The following is a 19,022-nucleotide window of genomic DNA, read 5'->3' on the forward strand; positions in this document are numbered from 1 at the left end:
CTATATCAATTTTGTTATGAAATTAGACTCTTCTACGTTTCGGTGGACGGCATCCGTTGTGTGGTACCGGTGTAACGTCTCTGATGCTTGTTACATCAATTCCACATGCCTGAAGGGCACGAATTGCTGCTTCTCTACCTGAACCTGGTCCTTTTACCATAACGTCAACTGACTTCAAACCATGTACTAATGCTGCTTTAGCTGCTGTTTCAGCTGCCATCTGAGCTGCATAAGGGGTAGATTTCCTTGAACCTCTGAATCCCAGACCGCCTGCACTAGCCCATGACAGAGCATTGCCCTGTGCATCTGTTAAAGTAACGATTGTGTTATTAAAAGATGACTGGATGTGAGCCTGTCCGTGTTCAACGTTTTTCTTGACACGTTTTTTTGTCACTTTCTTTGTAACTTTCTTTGCCATAATAAAACTAACCTACTCTTTCCTTACATTATTTCTTCTTATTTGCTACTGTTCTCTTTGGACCTTTTCTTGTTCTTGCATTGGTCTTTGTCTTCTGACCACGAACCGGAAGTCCTTTTCTGTGACGGATTCCTCTATAGCATCCGATTTCCTGTAATCTCTTGATGTTCAGAGCGATTTCTCTACGAAGATCACCTTCTACTACCTGAGTCTCATCGATTACTGCACTGATTTTCTTTACATCTTCGTCTGTAAGATCTCTACAGCGAATATCAGGATCAACTCCTGCTTCTGCCAAAATGCGGGTTGCACTCGGTCTACCGATTCCGTAGATATAAGTCAATCCGATCTCAACACGTTTGTCTCTTGGTAAGTCTACACCTGCTATACGAGCCATGTGATTTTCCTCCATTTTCTTTTCTGGTTTTTGAGATATTCATCTCAATGTTACATATCGTCTTTAATAGGGGACAACACCTTTGTCCCAGGCATGTTCGGTATCATGCCCTTTCCGGCCACCGCATATTATTATAGTAGAAATGCGGTAATGACGAGCCGGCATTAGAAGCAATATACGAGGTCGCTCACCGGCTACAGGTGCTGCCTTGTATATTTTAAATAGTCTGTACGATTACTGCACAGAGCTATCAGCCGCCTAAAACACATACGAACAATGACTAGCCTTGTCTTTGTTTGTGCTTTGGATTCTCGCAGATAATGCGAACGCTTCCTTTTCTTTTGATTACTTTGCATTTTTCGCAAATTGGTTTTACTGATGATCTAACCTTCACGGGGGATCCTCCTTTCATCCATTGCTATGCCATTTGTTTCTGCGCTTTTTCCCTTTTAAAACTGCAACTCGATTGTTTTAAAGCATAATAATGCCCGGAAACGCGCTTATATAGCATACCATGTTGTGTCAACAAAGTCAAGCTTTTTTTGCGCCTACCGGGCATTTTATTTTTATGAACTTCTTATTATAAGATAAGTGATGTGTGTGAATCTTATTTATCTCTCCAGATAATTCTTCCTTTTGAAAGATCATAAGGTGACAGTTCAAGTGTTACCTTATCTCCCGGTAAGATCTTAATAAAATTCATTCTTAACTTTCCACTGATATGCGCAAGCACCTGATGTCCATTTTCAAGTTCTACCTGAAACATTGCATTCGGCAGCTTTTCAACTACAGTTCCTTCAATTTCAATTACATCAGCTTTTGACATGTCTCATTCCTCCTGTTATCTTCTTCCTTTTTCCATTCTTTCAGTATCCGTCTTATTCCTGCATCATCCTGCGCAGTCACATCATATTTCCTGCAGATTATCTGCACATGCTTTTTCTTTTTCTTTTTCAGACGATCCAGTGTTCTGATCTTTCCGTCTGATAAATATACATATGATTCATCTGTATCAATAATTACATAAACTGTACCTGAATCATGACCTGCTTTTGACTTTGCAAGCATTCCTGTCTCATACGTCATATCCATATCCTCTTATACATACTACATATCCTGGGTCAAAGTCAGAAGTTTCGGTTCATCTTCCGTTATCAGTACTGTATTTTCATAATGCGCAGACAGGGAACTGTCCCTGGTTACCACTGTCCAGTCGTCATCCAGCCATTTCACTTCCCATGAACCAATGTTAATCATCGGTTCTATTGCTAATGTCATTCCGGCCTTCAGCTTCGGACCTTTTCTGTTCATTTCATAATTCGGTATCTCCGGTGCTTCATGTAATGCTGTCCCGATTCCATGTCCACAGAGATCCTTGACTACTCCATATCCCCGTTCCCCGGCATATCTGCCGATTGCAGATGATATATCAAATAAATGATTGCCTTCTCTGGCATATTTTATTCCTTCAAAGAAGCTTTCTCTTGTCACATCTATCAGCTGCTGCGCTTCTTTACTGATCTCTCCGATGCCATAAGTACGCGCTGCATCCGAATGATATCCTTTATAGATGACTCCGGCATCAAGACTGACAATGTCTCCTTCCTGAAGGATACGATGTCGGTCCGGAATACCATGAACCACTTCCTGATTCACCGACACACAGATGGAAGCCGGATAACCATTGTAATTCAAAAAGGAAGGAATGCAGTCATAGCTTCGTATCACTTCTTCTCCAAGACGGTCAATATCATGAGTACTCATTCCAGGACGAAGCGCTTTCGCCATTTCATGATGTACAATTTCAAGTATTCGCCCGGCCTCTGTCATTAACTCAATTTCCCGTGCCGATTTGATAGTGATCGCCATTGTTACGCTCCTAATATCTCAACAATTGCACCGAATACATCTTCAATGTCAACTGTTCCGTCTACAGTCTTTAAGATTCCGGCATTTGTATAATAGTCGATCAACGGCTGTGTCTGCTCATGATATACATTCAGACGTTTCTGTACTGTCTCCGGTTTATCGTCATCCCTAAGGATCAGCTCTTTTCCACAGGTATCACAGATTCCCTCTACTTTGGTCGGTGCATACTCCAGATGATATGTAGCCCCGCATCCTACACAGGCGCGACGCCCGCCCATACGGCGAACAATATTCTCATCCGGTACATCTACGTCGATTGCATAATCCATCTTTTCCCCCAAAGCTTCCAGTGCCTTATCCAGCGCCTCTGCCTGCGGAATTGTTCTTGGAAATCCATCCAGAACATATCCATTTTTACAGTCATCCTGTTTTACACGATCAACTACAAGATCCACAACCAGTTCATCCGGTACCAACAGACCCTGATCCATATAAGTCTTAGCCTTTTTCCCAAGCTCTGTACCGTTTTTAATGTTAGCTCTGAAGATATCACCTGTAGAAATATGCGGGATGCTGTATTTTGCGGCAATTTTCTTTGCCTGAGTTCCCTTGCCCGCTCCCGGAGCTCCTAACATAATAATTTTCATATCTTCGTTCCTCCTTTATAGCATTTTAACCCGCGAAAAAAATTCCCGCGAGTCAAAATTATTAGCTATTTAAAAATCCCTTGTAATGTCGCACAAGTGTCATTGATTCCAGCTGCTTGATTGTTTCAAGTACAACACTGACGATAATGATCAGAGATGTTCCTCCAAATGATACACTTGCACCAAGTGCTCCATTAAAGAAGATTGGAATCACCTGTATCACAATCAGTCCACAAGCACCTATAAAGATGATATAATTCAATATCTTGTTTAAGTATTCAACTGTTGGTCTTCCCGGACGGATACCCGGAATGAAACCGCCACTCTTCTTCATATTATTTGCAATCTCTAATGGATTGAAAGTAATTGAAGTATAGAAGTATGCAAAAAATACAGTAAGAATAATGTATACGATTAATCCCCATGAATACTTAATCTGTTCCGGATTACACCAGTTTCCCTGATTCATACCACGAAGAATCTCGCTTCCGATTCCTGACCCGTTGCCTTTTCCAAGAAAAGAGGCAATTACGATCGGGAACTGCATCAGAGATGAAGAAAAGATGATTGGAATTACACCGGCCGTATTCACTTTCAACGGGATGTTAGAAGATTGTCCGCCATAGGTCTTTCTTCCAACTACCTTCTGTGAATACTGTACTGCAATTCTTCTTTCTCCGTCCTGGAGAATCACTGTGAATACCACCAGGAGAATAATAATTGCAAGAATCACAACAACTGCAAGGGCAGCTGACGCGATCGGCTTACCTTTTACAAACTGATCAAACAGTGATGTCATATCGCTAGGAATACGTGAAATGATGTTGATCACCAATACAATAGAAATACCGTTTCCAACACCTTTTTCTGTGATTCTCTCACCAATCCACATCAGTAATGCAGAACCGGCTGTAAGAGTAAGTACTACAATCACGGCATTAACAAAGTTAAACTCTACAAGAAGTCCCTGACGTCCAAATCCTACAGCCATGGCTGTAGATTCGATCAATGCAAGTCCTACTGTCAGATAACGTGTGATAGCCGCAATCTTTTTTCTGCCAGACTCTCCATCTTTATGCATCTCCTCAAGCTTTGGAATTGCAATCGTAAGAAGCTGCATAATGATTGAAGAAGTAATGTATGGCGTAATACTCAACGCAAAAACTGACATCTGTTCAAAGGAACCGCCGGTGAAAGCGTTAAACAAGTTAAACGCTTCACCGGTATTCTGTTCAAAAAATTCTTTGATATAAGCGCCGTTCACACCTGGTGTCGGCAGCTGAGAGCCAATACGTATAACAACTAACATCAAAAACGTATATCCGATTTTTTTGCGAATATCTTTAATTTGAAATGCCTTTCGGAATGTTTCTAACATTAGATCACCTCTGCTTTTCCACCTAACGCCTCAATCTTAGCTACAGCACCTGCACTGAATGCATTTGCCTGAACTGTAAGCTTCTTTGTAAGTTCTCCGCTTCCAAGGATCTTAACACCGTCTCTTGGGTTCTTAACGATTCCCTGCTCGATCAATGTCTCTACAGAAACAACTGAATCATTCTCGAATACTTCAAGAGCATCTACATTGATACCAACGATTGTCTTCGTATTTCTGTTTGTGAATCCTCTCTTTGGAATTCTTCTATATAATGGCATCTGGCCACCTTCGAAACCTGGTCTTGTTGCACCAGAACGAGCTTTCTGACCCTTATGTCCCTTACCGGCTGTCTTGCCATTTCCAGAACCGTGTCCACGTCCTCTTCTGAAATTATCACTCTGTTTTGCTCCATCAGCAGGTCTTAAGTTTGATAAATCCATTGTGACACCTCCTTATCTGAATAATTATACTATACTTCTTCTACTTTTACCAGGTGAGAAACCTGTTTTACCATACCTCTTGTTGCTGCATTATCCGGAAGGACAACTGTCTTTCCTGTCTTTCTCAGACCTAATGCTTCAACAGTCTTTTTGTGCTTCGGTACAGCTCCAATTGTAGACTTTACTAATGTAACTTTTAAATCTGCCATCTTATTCTACCTCCTTAGCCTAAGATCTCTTCCACAGATTTACCGCGAAGCTTAGCTACCTCTTCCGGAGTCTTAATCTGGCGTAATCCATCGATTGTTGCAAGAACTACGTTCTGCTTATTGTTGGAGCCAAGAGATTTTGTACGAATATTCTTGATTCCTGCCATCTCGATTACGGCACGCGCCGGACCACCGGCGATAACTCCAGTACCTTCCGGAGCTTTCTTCAATAATACGGAAGCGCCTCCGAATTTACCGATAAAATCGTGTGTAACACTCTCATTTTCATCTAATGCTACGGAAATAAGATTCTTAGCTGCATCTTCTTTTCCTTTGCGGATTGCTTCTGGGATTTCAGTAGCTTTTCCTAAGCCTGCACCAACATGACCATTTCCATCACCAACAACAACTAAAGCTGTGAATCTCATATTACGGCCACCCTTAACAACTTTGGTTACACGCTTAATTGACACTACTTTTTCTGTTAATTCTAATTGACTAGCATCAATACGTTCCTGTTTCATGTGTGCTCCTCCTTCTAGAAATTCAACCCAGCTTCTCTAGCTGCGTCTGCCAATGCCTGAACTTTACCCTGGTAAATAAATCCGCCTCTGTCAAAGACAACGTCTTTAATACCTTTTTCCAATGCCTTCTCAGCGATTACTTTTCCAAGATAAGCTGCTGCTTCAACATTGTTTGTTTTCTCTAAGTTTGCTTTCACATCTTTCTGAAGAGTGGATGCGGAAACCAGAGTATTATGAGCTGTATCATCAATGATCTGAGCATACATATGATTGTTACTTCTAAATACCGCTAAACGTGGGCACTCAGCAGTACCGCTTAAACGGTTACGTAATTTTCTGTGTTTGTTAACACGTACTTCATTTCTTGATTTTTTGCTAACCATTTTTACACTCTCCTTTCTTATTTCTTACCTGTCTTACCAACTTTACGTCTGATCACTTCATCAGCATACTTGATGCCTTTGCCCTTATATGGCTCCGGTCTTCTCTTGTCTCTGATTTCAGCTGCGTACTGGCCAACTTTTTCTTTGCTGATACCCTTAACAATAATCTTGTTCTGGCCTTCAACAACAGTCTCAACACCTTCCGGATCAATCATCTCTACCGGATGAGAATATCCAAGACTCAGTGTTAATTTATTTCCTGCTTTTGCTGCTCTGTAACCAACACCATTTACTTCCAGAACCTTCTGGTATCCATCTGTAACACCAACAACCATGTTGTTGATCAGTGTTCTTGTAAGACCATGTAAAGATTTCATTTTCTTTAAGTCATTTGGTCTTGTTACTACAACTTCTGCACCTTCTACCTTGATTTCCATTTCTGTAGGAAGTTCTCTTACAAGAGTTCCCTTTGGACCTGTTACAGTCACTTTATTGTTCTCTGCGATTTCAACAGTTACACCTGCCGGAATTGCAATTGGATGTCTACCGATACGTGACATTTTCATTTCCTCCTTAACTTAGATTCTCGGAGAAGCTGCTGTGGCTTCTCTGTTTTCAGTTTCTTTCGCACCTTCTTACGCATCTAAGGAAGTTCTTTTCGCCAGGTTCGCGAATACCTCACCAGGCTCAAAGAACGACCTCGCACTAAGCTTAAGCTTCACCTTACGGCTCGCTTTCGCTAAGTTGCTTTCGGTCTACCATACATAGCAGAGTACTTCTCCGCCGATGCCAAGTTTTCTTGCCTCTTTGTCAGTAATTACACCTTTGTTTGTAGACAGGATTGCTGTTCCGAGTCCACCAAATACCTTCGGTACATTCTCGCTGGAAGCGTATACACGAAGACCTGGTTTAGAAATTCTCTTAAGACCTGTAATTACCTTTTCGTTCTTATCAGAACCATATTTTAATGTGATGTGAATTGTCTTGAACACACCATCTTCTACGATATCATATTTCTCAATGTAGCCTTCATCCAGTAAGATATTAGCGATAGCAAGCTTCATCTTGGATGCCGGAACATCTACAGTATCATGTTTAGCAGTATTTGCATTACGGATTCTTGTAAGCATATCTGCAATTGGATCGCTCATTGTCATTGTTCTTACCTCCTACCAACTTGCTTTCTTAACGCCTGGGATCTGTCCTTTGTATGCCAATTCGCGGAAGCAAACACGGCAGATACCATATTTTCTCAAATATGCATGTGGACGTCCACAGATTCTGCAACGATTGTATTCTCTTGTAGAGAATTTCTGCTTGCGCTGCTGTTTTACTTTCATTGCTGTCTTAGCCATAATTTACCTCCTTATTTTGTAAATGGCATATTGAACTGAGTGAGCAGTTCGCGTGCCTCTTCATCTGTTTTAGCAGTCGTAACGAAGATGATATCCATACCTCTTACTTTATCTACTTTATCGTATTCGATTTCAGGGAAGATCAGCTGCTCTTTGATTCCAAGTGCATAGTTTCCTCTTCCGTCGAATGCATTTGGATTAACTCCTCTAAAGTCACGTACACGAGGAAGTGCAAGGTTGATCAGACGATCAACGAATTCATACATCTTTTCTCCTCTTAAAGTAACCTTACATCCGATTGCCATTCCCTCTCTGATCTTGAAGTTAGCAACAGATTTTTTAGCTTTACATACAACAGCTTTCTGACCTGTAATCTTTTCCATGTCAGCGATAGCTGCATCTAAAAGTTTTGCATTATCTTTAGCTTCACCAACACCCATGTTGATAACAACCTTATCGAGTTTTGGCACTTCCATAATATTCTTATAACCGAACTTTTTGATCATTGCATCAACGATCTCGTTCTGGTACTGTTCTTTCAGTCTACTCAAAGCGTACACCCTCCTTCCTCAATTAATCAATCACTTCGCCTGTTGATTTTGCGTAACGTACTTTCTTGTCTCCATCCATCTTGATGCCCACTCTTGTTGCCTGTCCCTTATGAACATACATTACATTAGAACTGTCGATTGGTCCTTCCTGGTGAATGATACCGCCTTCTGGATGAGAAGCACTTGGTTTTGCGTGTTTTGTCAGCATATTAACGCCTTCAACAACAACCTTGCCGTCTTTCTGATTTACAGCAATTACCTTGCCCTCTTTGTCTTTATCTTTACCAGCGATAACCTTTACAGTGTCGCCTTTTTTAATCTTTAACATTGACATCTTACGCGCACCTCCTTAAAGTACTTCCGGAGCCAGAGAAACAATTCTCATGAACTGTTTGTCACGAAGCTCTCTCGCTACTGGCCCGAAGATACGGGTTCCTCTTGGTGTCTTATCATCTTTTATAATTACAGCAGCATTTTCGTCGAAACGGATATAAGAACCGTCTTTACGACGAGTACTGTTTACAGTACGAACAACTACAGCTTTTACTACATCGCCTTTTTTAACAACGCCGCCTGGTGTTGCATCTTTAACAGTCGCAATGATTACATCTCCGATACTTGCGTATCTTCTTGTTGAACCACCCATAACACGAATACACAGTAATTCTTTTGCACCTGTGTTGTCTGCTACTTTAAGTCTGCTTTCTTGCTGTATCATGCAGGTTTCCCTCCTTATACTATTTCACTTTTTCCATAACTTCAACAAGTCTCCATCTCTTATCTTTAGAGAGCGGTCTTGTTTCCATAACTTTTACCTTGTCACCGATGTTGCACTCATTGTTCTCATCATGTGCTTTTAATTTGTATGTTCTCTTTACAATCTTGTTGTAAAGTGGATGTTTTACATGATCTTCTACTGCAACAACTATGGTCTTATCCATTTTATTGCTGACAACCTTACCAACACGGGTTTTTCTAAGATTTCTTTCCACAGTCTATACTCCTTTCGAATATTGAAGCTCTTTTCGTTCTGCTCATAGAACGGCCTGCGCTTGAAATTCGTGAATCATCACGTCAATGACTACTGGCCTGCCTTTTCAGTAATTACTGTCTGAATTCTGGCAATGTTTCTTCTTACTTCTTTGATTCTGCTTGTATTGTCTAACTGATTTGTTGCGTTCTGGAATCTTAAGTTGAAAAGTTCCTTTTTAGCAGCTACTAATTCTTCATTCAGCTCTGCAGCTGATTTTGTTTTTAAATCTTCTACAAATGCATTAATTTTCACTGTTATCACCGCCTTCTAAGTCTGCGCGAGAAACTATTTTACATTTACATGGCAGCTTGTGAGTTGCCAGACGAAGTGCTTCTTTTGCAACTTCTTCAGATACGCCTGCGATTTCAAACATAACGCGGCCTGGCTTAACAACTGCTACCCAGTATTCTAAGGTTCCTTTACCAGAACCCATACGTGTCTCAGCTGGTTTCGTAGTTACAGGTTTATCCGGGAATATCTTGATCCATACTTTACCACCACGCTTGATATAACGAGTCATAGCAACACGGGCAGCCTCGATCTGGTTGGAACGGATCCAGCATGGTTCCATTGCAACGATACCATATTCACCATTTGTAATCTGGTTTCCGCGAAGAGCTTTACCCTTCATGGAACCACGGAATTGTTTACGACGTTTTACTCTTTTTGGCATTAACATGATTATCTATCTCCTTCCTTTGCTGCTCTTTCCGGAAGTACTTCGCCTTTGTAAATCCATACCTTAACACCAACTTTTCCGTAAGTTGTGTCTGCTTCAGCGAATCCGTAGTCAATGTCTGCTCTCAGTGTCTGAAGAGGAATTGTTCCCTCGCTGTAGAACTCTGTACGAGCCATATCAGCTCCGCCAAGACGTCCTGATACAGATGTCTTAACACCAAGTGCTCCGGACTTCATTGTTCTGGACATGCAGGATTTCATTGCACGTCTGAAAGAAATACGGTTCTCAAGCTGTAATGCGATGTTCTCAGCTACTAACTGAGCGTCTTTATCCGGTCTCTTGATTTCTTTGATGTCTACGATTAACTTCTTGTCAGTAAACTGTGCTAATTCACCTTTTACTTTCTCGATCTCTGCTCCACCCTTACCGATTACTACTCCAGGTTTTGCTGTATATACGATGATCTTTACGCGGTCAGATGCTCTTTCGATCTCAATCTTAGAAACACCGGCGTTGTATAATCTTTTCTTAAGATACGTTCTGATTTCATGGTCTTCAACTAAGTAGTCTGCGAAATCTTTCTCTGCATACCATCTAGAGTCCCAGTCTTTGATGACACCTACTCTCAAGCCATGAGGATTAACTTTCTGTCCCATGTTTGCCCTCCTTATCTTTCATCAAGCACAAGTGTAATGTGGCTCATTCTCTTTTCGATTCTGTAAGCTCTTCCCTGTGCTCTAGGTCTGATTCTCTTCATTGTTGGTCCTTTGTTTGCATAAGCCTCTGCAATATACAGATTCTCAGCATTCATGCCGTTGTTATTCTCAGCATTTGCAATTGCAGACTCTAATAATTTCTTTATTAAACTAGAAGCATATCTTGGATTGTAAGTTAAAATACCAAGTGCTGTTGTTACATCCTTACCTCTGATGGCATCTAATACGAAACATGCTTTCTGAACAGAAACTCTTGCGTAAGATAACTTAGCAGAAGGTCTTGTATCTTTGTTAGCATTTCTTTCTCTCTTAATTTGGGATCTATGTCCTTTAGCCATGGATGAACCCTCCTTTCACAATCTAATTATCTAACTCTTGATTTCTTTTCGTCTTTTCCGTGTCCTCTGTATGTTCTGGTTGCAACAAACTCACCAAGCTTGTGTCCAACCATATCTTCTGTTACATATACAGGTACATGCTTTCTTCCGTCATGAACGGCGATTGTATGTCCGATCATGCTTGGGAAGATTGTAGAACGGCGTGACCATGTCTTGATAACAGACTTGTCACCGGATGCGTTCATTGCATCAACCTTCTTAAGCAGGCTTGCGTCTGCGAATGGTCCTTTTTTAATAGAACGTGCCATAGGTTCTAACCTCCTTATGAAAACTATTTAATCGCTTTACCATCTCTTCTTCTTACAATCATCTTGTTAGAAGCTTTGTTTTTCTTTCTTGTCTTAAGACCAAGTGCTGGTTTGCCCCAAGGTGTACACGGACCCGGACGACCGATTCCTGTCTTACCTTCACCACCACCATGCGGATGGTCATTCGGGTTCATAACAGAACCACGAACTGTTGGTCTGATTCCCATATGACGTTTACGTCCTGCTTTACCAATGTTGATCAGGTTGTGATCACCATTTCCTACAACTCCGACAGAAGCTCTGCACTCGATCGGTACCATTCTCATCTCGCCTGATGGAAGTCTCAGTGTTGCATACTTTCCTTCCTTAGCCATCAGCTGAGCGCTGTTACCAGCTGAACGAACAAGCTGTCCGCCTTTTCCCGGATGAAGCTCGATATTGTGAATCTGTGTACCTACTGGAATCTGAGATAACGGGAGACAGTTACCGATCTTAACTTCGGCTTCCGGTCCGTTCATAACGGTCATTCCATCCTTTAATCCTTCCGGTGCAAGGATGTATGCCTTCTCACCATCTTCGTAGCAGATCAGAGCAATATTAGCTGTTCTGTTCGGATCGTACTCGATACCGATTACAGTTGCGTGTACATTGTCTTTTCTTCTCTTGAAGTCGATAATTCTATATTTCTTCTTAGCTCCGCCTCCGCGGTGTCTAACTGTGATTTTTCCTTGATTATTACGTCCTGCCTGTCTGCTCTTTGGAGCTAACAAAGACTTTTCTGGTGTTGACTTTGTGATTTCTGAAAAATCAGAACCAGTCATCTGTCTTCTGGAAGGCGTATATGGGCGGTATGTTTTAATTCCCATGATTGCTTCTCCTTTCAATCCTGTTTATTGTCACGGTTTCTATCCGTATGCTTTGAAATCTTATAATCCTTCGAAGATTTCGATATCTGCGCTGTCTGCTGTTAACTGAACAATTGCTTTCTTCGTTTTAGCTGTTTTTCCAAACTGCATGGTTCCACGAACTCTTCTCTTCTTTCCTTCACAGTTCATGGTGTTCACTTTTTCTACCTTTGTTCCGTTGAACATTTTTTCAACAGCTTCTTTGATCTGAGACTTTGTTGCCTGTGGGTGAACAAGGAATGTATATTTCTTTTCTCCCATAAGTTCCATTGTCTTCTCTGTTACTACTGGTTTAAGGATTACATCATAATACTGAACGTTTGCCATTATGCGTACACCTCCTCGATATTAGCAACAACAGCTTTCGTTACGATTACTGTGTTGTATTTTAAGATATCGTACACATTGATCGTATTAGTCTTAGCTGTCTTAACGCCTTCGATGTTCTTTGCAGAAAGTGCTGCATTTGTATTGTCATCTTCTAATACTACTAATGCTTTGGATACATCTAAATTCTTAAGAATGTTTGCAAAGTTCTTTGTCTTGATCTCATCGAACTTGATCTCATCGATTACGATCAGTTTCTTTTCTTCTACCTTTGCGCTGAGTGCAGACTTAAGAGCTGCTCTCTTTTCTTTCTTGTTCATCTTGAAAGAATATTCTCTCGGTACCGGAGCAAATACAACTCCGCCGCCTGTCCACTGTGGAGCTCTTGTTGAACCCTGTCTTGCATGACCTGTTCCTTTCTGTCTCCATGGTTTTCTTCCACCGCCGGATACTTCAGAACGAGTCTTTGCTTTCTGTGTTCCCTGACGGTTATTTGCAAGCTGGTTTACGACTGCCATGTGTACCAGATGTTCATTTACTTCAACACCGAATACCGCATCGTTCAGATCGATTGTACCAACTTCTTTGCCTTCGATATTATAAACAGATACGTTAGCCATCTTAAGTGTCCTCCTTCCTTCGCCAAATCCTAGTTAGCTTTTACTGCTTCTTTAATAGTTACTAAAGATTTCTTTGGTCCCGGTACTGAACCTTTTACTAAGAGCAGGTTGTTCTCAGCATCCACACGTACTACTTCCAGGTTCTGGATTGTAATCTTCTTGCTTCCCATGTGTCCCGGCATGTGTTTTCCCTTGAATACCTTACTTGGATCAGAACAAGCACCGTTGGAACCAGCATGACGATGGTATTTAGAACCATGAGTCATAGGTCCTCTGTGCTGATTGTGACGTTTGATTGCGCCCTGGAATCCTTTTCCTTTAGAGATTGCAGTTGCATCAACCTTATCACCAGTTGCGAAAGAATCAACTTTGATTTCCTGTCCGAGTGTATACTCGCCGGCATTCTCAAACTTAAACTCTCTTACATATCTCTTACCTGTAACACCAGCTTTTGCAAAATGTCCCTGCTCTGCCTTTGTTACACCGTGGCGGTGAACGATTTCTTTCTTACCGCTCTTATCTTTGTTAACAATCTTGTCTTTCTTGTCAACGAATCCAACCTGTACTGCCTCATATCCATCGTTCTCAACTGTCTTGATCTGTGTTACTACACACGGACCAGCCTGAAGAACTGTTACCGGAGTCAGAGTTCCGTCTTCGCTGAAGATCTGAGTCATTCCGACCTTTGTTGCTAAAATAGCTTTCTTCATTATGATTACCTCCTGTGATTTACAGCGGAACGTCACCTGGACGTTCATCCTAAATGATAGGAATTACTGTGTTTTTACTTGTTTTTCATCTTGATATCAATAAATACACCTGCTGGCATCTCCAGTCTGGACAGTGCATCAACTGTCTTCTGTGTCGGTGCGATGATATCGATCAGTCTCTTATGAGTTCTCTGCTCAAACTGCTCTCTGGAATATTTGTATTTGTGAACCGCTCTTAAGATTGTTACTACTTCCTTCTTAGTCGGAAGTGGAACCGGTCCGCTCACCTGTGATCCGTTCTTTTTTACAGTTTCGATGATTTTCTTAGCGGATGCATCTACCAACTGATGATCATACGCTTTCAAAGTGATTCTCATTACTTGACTTGCCATAAAAAAAGTCGCCTCCTTTTCGTACTATTAACTTCAGTACGACAAGCGGTGACTGTACACTCTCCCGTGTGTGTCGTGAGAAACTCACACGTTGTTACCACATCTCAGTGGCCGTTATAGTAGTTTCGTACAGTGACTTGTCGCCAGTTTCCTAACTTGACATTCGCTCCACGGAAAACCTGCCATCTTCAGGCAGCAACCTCGCGCTTCATTGCTATCATGTCACAGCTCTCTTAGTATATACGAAAAAAAACAACATTTCAAGCATTTTCGCAGAAATATTGTTCTTTTTTTGATACAATCCATTCCTTTTATTTTCCAAAATATTTTTGTCTGAAGGTAAGGCTTACCTGCTCGATCTTTTTATTCGCAGACATTTCCAGAAATCTGCAGAACTCATCTGGATCTCCCATTGTAAGATCTTCCTTCGGGACAACGTATACGTCTCCCTCTTCCACAATCAAAAAGAGCATCTCTCCGTCTGTATAGATATGATTGATCAGATGATATTTGTAAAACTTCTTTTCTTCATCCTGCACTTCAAATCCTGCATGCCCAAAAGTCATTACAATTTCTGTTCTTTCTATATAATATTTGTCCTGACGAATTGTATTTAAATAAGTGAGATGATCCTTCATCAATGCCATCACAACAATCAGTACTCCGATCAACCAGCAGATCACATAACCACACATCGGCATATTCAGAGCTCTTGGCAGCATAAAAAAGAGAGCAATCAGCATAAGATACTTCACCATAATTTTCTTACTGTCACTTCTTTTTTCCGACATGAATCTGACAAGTGCCTTTACAACCTTTTCTGTATGCCCCGTTTTCACTTCAAACAATGTTGTCATCCTCATCCCTCCAAACGGTTTTTCCGAATCGCATTCTGTTTTTCATTATATACATTATTACTCTTTTATCCAACCCCATCTTTCTTATTTTTATTCATTTTACCCAATTATTCCATTATTCAAAGGTATGCTTTAGTCGACTTTTTCTAATTATAACGCTATAATATATATTACATTTAGAATGTTTGCTGAATTGCAATCGGGGGCATTTCACTTTTTTCATTCTAACTAATCAATTTAATATTTTTAATCTGGAGGTATGATTTATCGCAATGTACATTATGAAGGGGCTTTGCGTCGTAGGTATTATTTTGAACATCGTTCTGATGCTGAAGAAGAACAAAGAGATGCGCGCCAACCCTGCAAAAGACGAAGTAATCGGTCTTACCGGCGAAGAGATGTAGCAGCAGCAGAAGGGACACAGAATCGCAACTGCTATCGTTGGATTTCTGGCTAACTTCTTCGATACATTGGGTATTGGTTCATTCGCACCATCATCTGCTGCATTCAAGATGACAAAGTCTGTAGATGATGTTCTGGTTCCTGGAACTCTGAACGTAGGTGATACAGTTCCTGTATGTGTTGAGGCATTTTTGTTCTTTGAGCTTGTAGAGATGGATATTCTTACACTGGTACTGATGATTGTTGCCTCTGTAGCCGGGTCTATCCTGATGGCTGGTGTTGTTTCCAAATTTGACAGAAAGCACGTGCGTTATGCTATGTTTATCGGTCTGTTCCTTCTTGCATCTGTAATGCTCTGCAAAGTTCTTGGTGTAGGACCTTTTGGTATCGTTGGTGAAGAACTTGGCTTAAGAGGTATCAAACTTGTAATCGCTGTTGTTGTTAACTTTATTCTTGGTGCTCTTATGAGTATCGGTGTAGGTTTGTATGCTCCTTGTATGGCTCTCTGTGCTCTGTTAGGACTGAACGTTGGTTGTGCATTCCCAGCTATGATGGGCTCCTGTGCATACTTGATGGCATTCGGTAACGGTCCTAAATTCATCCAGGAAGGCAAATATGATATGTATGCTTCTCTGATGCAGGCAATATTTGGAGCAATCGGTGTATTCTTTGCATATGTATTTGTTAAGAGCTTACCAATCGCCACTCTTACAAAACTTGTTGTTATTGTTGTTTATATTACATCTTTCTTATTCCTTCGCGATGCTATCAAGAAAGGATCTGCAGCTTAATTATAAGTTTGTACTACAATAAAAAATTAAATACAGAACGCAAGGATACAATCCGATCGCAGGAGCTTAAATATTGCTTATGTTATTCCTGTTGCAACCGATGTTGTGGTAATTTATGCTACTATTTTCTTCAAAGACGCTATAAAATCATTAATTATTCACAAATTACATTTTTTCACTTTACTCTATTGACACGCTAAAGCAAAAATGCTATATTAATAGCAACTTAAAGAAAGACAAACCAATGGCGGTTTTCTCATACATGAGGGGACTGCTATTTTAAAAATTTTTTCTTTAAGAATAACCAGTTTGGTTGTTATTGCAGTTATGCCAGAGCCGATCGTTTCCCCCAAGAATGGTCTTGCGATGGTAAACTCCAATTGATATATACATCCTCTTTACGAGGAGCATTCCCCAGCTTTGTATATAAACAAAACTGCAATGCAACGAGGAAAAACCTCTCAATGACATACCAATAAGAAAGGGCACGACATAGACAGATGTCGTGTTTTTTCTTTTTTCACAATAGTTGCTTCTCACAAAAGTGCAAAAAAAGATTGCTATTATTTGCAAATTCTTATATAGCAACCCTTTTTCATTCTTTATTCTATTTTTGTTCCTGATCTTTTTTCCGCATTTTCAATTTCAGCAGCGCTTTTGCTTTCAGGCAATCGATACGATCCATGTTGTTTTCTCCAACAACGTTCGTTTCCTCTCCGTTTTTACTCTTGTTGATATCTACAATTGCATCCAGATAATCATTTACAACCACAAATTGTGCCACCGTTCCATTAAACGTAATTCCTGTAACCGGAATTCCTCTTTTGCCAATCTGCTCAACAGTATTTGTATAATCTACATGACTGTTTCCCCAGCCATCGCACGAAAGGATTACACCATCCGCACGCATACACTCCGCCCAGACAGCTGCTCTTGTTCCTACAAGCATCTTATCCGCATTCCCATCCGGAGAACCGACAAGCATAATTCCCATCAGATCAAGGTCTGTATCTTCTGCCACAGCCTCCAAAAGTGGGTCTCTGAAATGATGCAATGATGTTTCTTTTGTTGAGGGTCCAATTCCCATAATCTTTCTCCTCCCGTCTTACTGCATGGAACGGATAATTCCGTCTCTATATTCATTTGGCGTAACGATAATCGGCATATTTCCCATATCAATGATGGATTTTGATCCAATAGAACACGATGGCTCTTTTGAGAACATGTGCGTATCATACATTGCTCCCTGGCCCGCAACCTGCTTGATAATCAGAACACGCTTTTTACCCGGGCGCACGATGTCATGATATACATGCTTTTCCGTACATTGATTTCCATTGAATTTTTTCAGTTTCTCCCTGAAAATGTTAATAAACTTATCACAAAGCAGATGTGCTTCTGTCGGTCCCGGTCTTTCCTGGCCCATACCTGCAGCAAGCGTCACATCAAAAGAAATGATGACATCATTATCTCCCGGAGTACCCGCTTTATTAAGCACAAGCTGTTCTTTCAAGTTACCCTCTGATGATCCGAATTCATGACACTGCTTCCCATTTACATCCACACCGGTAAGCATTACGTATACTCCGGTAATGGTATGTGTGATTCCCTCTCCCAGTACTCCAAGCACTTTTGTAGAGATAGGAATAATATCCATAATCGTGTTCGTCCAGCGATCATGATCTCCCGGTTGAATCACCTGAATATCAATATCCGTAATATACTTTGCATCCTTTAATAATTCCGGAATAACAGCATCTTTACAAACAGTCATCTTTCCGCCTGCTGTAACATCATTACGATCGCCTTCAACAACCGTATCTACATGAAATGCTTTAATGGTAAGGCGACGCAATTTCTTTTCCTCAACAGCCATTGTTTTATGTCCTCCTTTTACAATTTCGTTGCGTTCACTCCATATATTTTCTATTTATATTTTAACATTCCGGTGTGCAAAATCAATCTTTTTTCTATTCACTTTCATTATCATTCTTCAAATACAAAAGGGAAATGGCAGGCCATTTCCCTTCAAATACTTGTTAAATATTAGAGCACAGCAACATACTCGTATGGCAATGGTACAATCTTTCCAGGTGTCTGGATCTCAACCAGCTGTCTAAGAGTATCTTTAACGATAGCTGTCTGCTGTTCTACGTTGTGTGGGCCTCCGGCGTTAGCACCCATAGGTACCAACGGAGCAACCGCACGTGGTGTACCAGTCTGACGTACAACTGGTGGAAGAGCTGCAATAATAATTGTAGGTACTCCAGCCTCTTCAATCGCTCTCTGCACCAATACTGCAGAGCGGTGGCAGGTACCTCAGCCAGCAGTGAGGATAACACCATCTACATTCTCCTCAACCATCATCTTAGCAATTGCCGGACCTGTCTCATGCTTGAATTTTTCCTGGTTTCCACCACCACCCATGAATCCTGCATGGAATGGAGCAGTTTCCTTAATAAATCCTTCTGCAACCAATTCATGAAGACGATCAATCGGCCACATACAGTTAATGTCCTTATTAACGTCTCCGTTATCATAACCACCATGTGATACCATTAACTCGCTTGATGGCCACGTATCATCAATCTTTCTCCAAGTAAAGTCACCAGCAAGGTTAAATCTCTCCTGTTTAATATGATGGATACCAGCAGCAGAAGCCATGGCAATTCTCATATCCTTTAGTTCTTTTGTAACAGGAGTCCATACCATCGGTGGAGTAATCGGAACGAAGATTTCTGATTGTAATCCTTTAACAACCGTTAAACTCATT

Annotated in this window: 35 protein-coding genes; 2 read left to right on the forward strand and 33 right to left on the reverse strand. The window is 41.0% G+C overall.

The window, feature by feature from the left end; all coding sequences use genetic code 11:
• Positions 1 to 22 precede the first annotated feature (22 nt).
• From rpsK to ABE547_RS00755, 30 genes are all read right to left on the reverse strand, one after another.
• Complete coding sequence (gene rpsK, locus ABE547_RS00610; RefSeq protein WP_005332330.1) at positions 23 to 418, reverse strand: 30S ribosomal protein S11; 396 nt, start codon at positions 416 to 418, stop codon at positions 23 to 25.
• 28 nt (positions 419 to 446) lie between these two features.
• Positions 447 to 815 (reverse strand): 30S ribosomal protein S13, encoded by a 369-nt coding sequence (gene rpsM / locus ABE547_RS00615; protein ID WP_235249807.1) that lies wholly within the window; start codon positions 813 to 815, stop codon positions 447 to 449.
• Between the two features lie 280 nt (positions 816 to 1,095).
• Positions 1,096 to 1,209 carry a 50S ribosomal protein L36 gene (gene rpmJ / locus ABE547_RS00620; RefSeq protein WP_005339020.1) on the reverse strand — a complete coding sequence of 38 codons (114 nt, stop codon included), beginning with the start codon at positions 1,207 to 1,209 and terminating at the stop codon, positions 1,096 to 1,098.
• A 213-nt stretch (positions 1,210 to 1,422) separates the two neighbouring features.
• A complete protein-coding gene (gene infA / locus ABE547_RS00625; RefSeq protein WP_004607275.1) occupies positions 1,423 to 1,641 on the reverse strand; it encodes a translation initiation factor IF-1 in 219 nt (72 codons plus the stop codon).
• Complete coding sequence (locus ABE547_RS00630; RefSeq protein ID WP_347376963.1) at positions 1,623 to 1,907, reverse strand: KOW domain-containing RNA-binding protein; 285 nt, start codon at positions 1,905 to 1,907, stop codon at positions 1,623 to 1,625. Before ABE547_RS00630 ends, infA begins: the two co-directional genes overlap by 19 nt.
• Positions 1,908 to 1,922: 15 nt before the next feature.
• Positions 1,923 to 2,684 carry a type I methionyl aminopeptidase gene (gene map, locus ABE547_RS00635; protein ID WP_347376964.1) on the reverse strand — a complete coding sequence of 254 codons (762 nt, stop codon included), beginning with the start codon at positions 2,682 to 2,684 and terminating at the stop codon, positions 1,923 to 1,925.
• Between the two features lie 2 nt (positions 2,685 to 2,686).
• Complete coding sequence (locus ABE547_RS00640; RefSeq protein WP_347376965.1) at positions 2,687 to 3,331, reverse strand: adenylate kinase; 645 nt, start codon at positions 3,329 to 3,331, stop codon at positions 2,687 to 2,689.
• A gap of 61 nt (positions 3,332 to 3,392) precedes the next feature.
• Entirely contained in the window at positions 3,393 to 4,709 is a 1,317-nt protein-coding gene (secY, locus tag ABE547_RS00645; RefSeq protein ID WP_347376966.1) for a preprotein translocase subunit SecY, read from the reverse strand.
• The gene (rplO, locus tag ABE547_RS00650) at positions 4,709 to 5,149 is read right to left on the reverse strand and encodes a 50S ribosomal protein L15 (protein ID WP_347376967.1); all 441 of its coding nucleotides are present in this window, start codon (positions 5,147 to 5,149) and stop codon (positions 4,709 to 4,711) included. Before rplO ends, secY begins: the two co-directional genes overlap by 1 nt.
• Positions 5,150 to 5,178: 29 nt before the next feature.
• Positions 5,179 to 5,358 (reverse strand): 50S ribosomal protein L30, encoded by a 180-nt coding sequence (gene rpmD / locus ABE547_RS00655; RefSeq protein ID WP_235249801.1) that lies wholly within the window; start codon positions 5,356 to 5,358, stop codon positions 5,179 to 5,181.
• A 14-nt stretch (positions 5,359 to 5,372) separates the two neighbouring features.
• Positions 5,373 to 5,882, reverse strand: coding sequence for a 30S ribosomal protein S5 (gene rpsE / locus ABE547_RS00660; RefSeq protein ID WP_235249800.1), 510 nt, complete (start codon positions 5,880 to 5,882; stop codon positions 5,373 to 5,375).
• 14 nt (positions 5,883 to 5,896) lie between these two features.
• Positions 5,897 to 6,265, reverse strand: coding sequence for a 50S ribosomal protein L18 (rplR, locus tag ABE547_RS00665; RefSeq protein ID WP_235249799.1), 369 nt, complete (start codon positions 6,263 to 6,265; stop codon positions 5,897 to 5,899).
• A 17-nt stretch (positions 6,266 to 6,282) separates the two neighbouring features.
• Complete coding sequence (gene rplF, locus ABE547_RS00670) at positions 6,283 to 6,825, reverse strand: 50S ribosomal protein L6 (RefSeq protein ID WP_347376968.1); 543 nt, start codon at positions 6,823 to 6,825, stop codon at positions 6,283 to 6,285.
• A gap of 195 nt (positions 6,826 to 7,020) precedes the next feature.
• A complete protein-coding gene (gene rpsH / locus ABE547_RS00675) occupies positions 7,021 to 7,422 on the reverse strand; it encodes a 30S ribosomal protein S8 (RefSeq protein ID WP_235249797.1) in 402 nt (133 codons plus the stop codon).
• A 12-nt stretch (positions 7,423 to 7,434) separates the two neighbouring features.
• Positions 7,435 to 7,620: a type Z 30S ribosomal protein S14 gene (locus ABE547_RS00680; protein WP_006427396.1), complete on the reverse strand. Its 186-nt coding sequence runs from the start codon at positions 7,618 to 7,620 to the stop codon at positions 7,435 to 7,437.
• Between the two features lie 11 nt (positions 7,621 to 7,631).
• The gene (gene rplE / locus ABE547_RS00685; protein WP_235249796.1) at positions 7,632 to 8,171 is read right to left on the reverse strand and encodes a 50S ribosomal protein L5; all 540 of its coding nucleotides are present in this window, start codon (positions 8,169 to 8,171) and stop codon (positions 7,632 to 7,634) included.
• Positions 8,172 to 8,193: 22 nt separating this feature from the next.
• The gene (gene rplX / locus ABE547_RS00690; protein WP_347376969.1) at positions 8,194 to 8,505 is read right to left on the reverse strand and encodes a 50S ribosomal protein L24; all 312 of its coding nucleotides are present in this window, start codon (positions 8,503 to 8,505) and stop codon (positions 8,194 to 8,196) included.
• Between the two features lie 15 nt (positions 8,506 to 8,520).
• Complete coding sequence (gene rplN / locus ABE547_RS00695) at positions 8,521 to 8,889, reverse strand: 50S ribosomal protein L14 (protein WP_235233701.1); 369 nt, start codon at positions 8,887 to 8,889, stop codon at positions 8,521 to 8,523.
• A gap of 19 nt (positions 8,890 to 8,908) precedes the next feature.
• Entirely contained in the window at positions 8,909 to 9,163 is a 255-nt protein-coding gene (gene rpsQ, locus ABE547_RS00700; RefSeq protein WP_328284211.1) for a 30S ribosomal protein S17, read from the reverse strand.
• 89 nt (positions 9,164 to 9,252) lie between these two features.
• Positions 9,253 to 9,456 carry a 50S ribosomal protein L29 gene (rpmC, locus tag ABE547_RS00705; protein ID WP_235249794.1) on the reverse strand — a complete coding sequence of 68 codons (204 nt, stop codon included), beginning with the start codon at positions 9,454 to 9,456 and terminating at the stop codon, positions 9,253 to 9,255.
• Positions 9,446 to 9,883 carry a 50S ribosomal protein L16 gene (gene rplP / locus ABE547_RS00710; RefSeq protein WP_235249792.1) on the reverse strand — a complete coding sequence of 146 codons (438 nt, stop codon included), beginning with the start codon at positions 9,881 to 9,883 and terminating at the stop codon, positions 9,446 to 9,448. The genes rpmC and rplP overlap by 11 nt, the downstream gene beginning before the upstream one ends.
• A gap of 2 nt (positions 9,884 to 9,885) precedes the next feature.
• Entirely contained in the window at positions 9,886 to 10,539 is a 654-nt protein-coding gene (gene rpsC / locus ABE547_RS00715) for a 30S ribosomal protein S3 (protein ID WP_347376970.1), read from the reverse strand.
• 11 nt (positions 10,540 to 10,550) lie between these two features.
• Positions 10,551 to 10,937 (reverse strand): 50S ribosomal protein L22, encoded by a 387-nt coding sequence (gene rplV / locus ABE547_RS00720; protein WP_004607294.1) that lies wholly within the window; start codon positions 10,935 to 10,937, stop codon positions 10,551 to 10,553.
• A gap of 26 nt (positions 10,938 to 10,963) precedes the next feature.
• Positions 10,964 to 11,245 (reverse strand): 30S ribosomal protein S19, encoded by a 282-nt coding sequence (gene rpsS / locus ABE547_RS00725; protein ID WP_235249790.1) that lies wholly within the window; start codon positions 11,243 to 11,245, stop codon positions 10,964 to 10,966.
• A gap of 23 nt (positions 11,246 to 11,268) precedes the next feature.
• The gene (gene rplB / locus ABE547_RS00730; protein ID WP_235249789.1) at positions 11,269 to 12,111 is read right to left on the reverse strand and encodes a 50S ribosomal protein L2; all 843 of its coding nucleotides are present in this window, start codon (positions 12,109 to 12,111) and stop codon (positions 11,269 to 11,271) included.
• Positions 12,112 to 12,171: 60 nt separating this feature from the next.
• Complete coding sequence (gene rplW, locus ABE547_RS00735; RefSeq protein WP_235249788.1) at positions 12,172 to 12,477, reverse strand: 50S ribosomal protein L23; 306 nt, start codon at positions 12,475 to 12,477, stop codon at positions 12,172 to 12,174.
• Positions 12,477 to 13,097 carry a 50S ribosomal protein L4 gene (gene rplD / locus ABE547_RS00740; RefSeq protein ID WP_347376971.1) on the reverse strand — a complete coding sequence of 207 codons (621 nt, stop codon included), beginning with the start codon at positions 13,095 to 13,097 and terminating at the stop codon, positions 12,477 to 12,479. Before rplD ends, rplW begins: the two co-directional genes overlap by 1 nt.
• 29 nt (positions 13,098 to 13,126) lie before the next feature.
• Entirely contained in the window at positions 13,127 to 13,807 is a 681-nt protein-coding gene (gene rplC, locus ABE547_RS00745; RefSeq protein WP_347376972.1) for a 50S ribosomal protein L3, read from the reverse strand.
• Between the two features lie 74 nt (positions 13,808 to 13,881).
• Positions 13,882 to 14,199: a 30S ribosomal protein S10 gene (rpsJ, locus tag ABE547_RS00750; RefSeq protein ID WP_235249785.1), complete on the reverse strand. Its 318-nt coding sequence runs from the start codon at positions 14,197 to 14,199 to the stop codon at positions 13,882 to 13,884.
• Between the two features lie 311 nt (positions 14,200 to 14,510).
• A complete protein-coding gene (locus ABE547_RS00755) occupies positions 14,511 to 15,056 on the reverse strand; it encodes a YcxB family protein (protein WP_347376973.1) in 546 nt (181 codons plus the stop codon).
• A 272-nt stretch (positions 15,057 to 15,328) separates the two neighbouring features.
• Between ABE547_RS00755 and ABE547_RS00760 the strand changes: the two genes are divergently transcribed.
• Positions 15,329 to 15,460, forward strand: coding sequence for a hypothetical protein (locus tag ABE547_RS00760; RefSeq protein WP_347376974.1), 132 nt, complete (start codon positions 15,329 to 15,331; stop codon positions 15,458 to 15,460).
• Between the two features lie 108 nt (positions 15,461 to 15,568).
• A complete protein-coding gene (locus ABE547_RS00765) occupies positions 15,569 to 16,249 on the forward strand; it encodes a permease (protein ID WP_347376975.1) in 681 nt (226 codons plus the stop codon).
• Positions 16,250 to 16,856: 607 nt separating this feature from the next.
• Here ABE547_RS00765 and ABE547_RS00770 read toward each other — a convergent pair.
• From ABE547_RS00770 to prdB, 3 genes are all read right to left on the reverse strand, one after another.
• Positions 16,857 to 17,336, reverse strand: coding sequence for a glycine/sarcosine/betaine reductase component B subunit (locus ABE547_RS00770; RefSeq protein WP_347376976.1), 480 nt, complete (start codon positions 17,334 to 17,336; stop codon positions 16,857 to 16,859).
• A gap of 18 nt (positions 17,337 to 17,354) precedes the next feature.
• The gene (gene prdD / locus ABE547_RS00775; RefSeq protein WP_347376977.1) at positions 17,355 to 18,125 is read right to left on the reverse strand and encodes a proline reductase cluster protein PrdD; all 771 of its coding nucleotides are present in this window, start codon (positions 18,123 to 18,125) and stop codon (positions 17,355 to 17,357) included.
• A gap of 170 nt (positions 18,126 to 18,295) precedes the next feature.
• Positions 18,296 to 19,021, reverse strand: coding sequence for a D-proline reductase (dithiol) protein PrdB (prdB, locus tag ABE547_RS00780; RefSeq protein WP_347376978.1), 726 nt, complete (start codon positions 19,019 to 19,021; stop codon positions 18,296 to 18,298).
• Position 19,022 lies beyond the last annotated feature (1 nt).

The organism is Dorea sp. YH-dor226, from assembly GCF_039832105.1.
Lineage (GTDB): Bacteria > Bacillota > Clostridia > Lachnospirales > Lachnospiraceae > Dorea_A.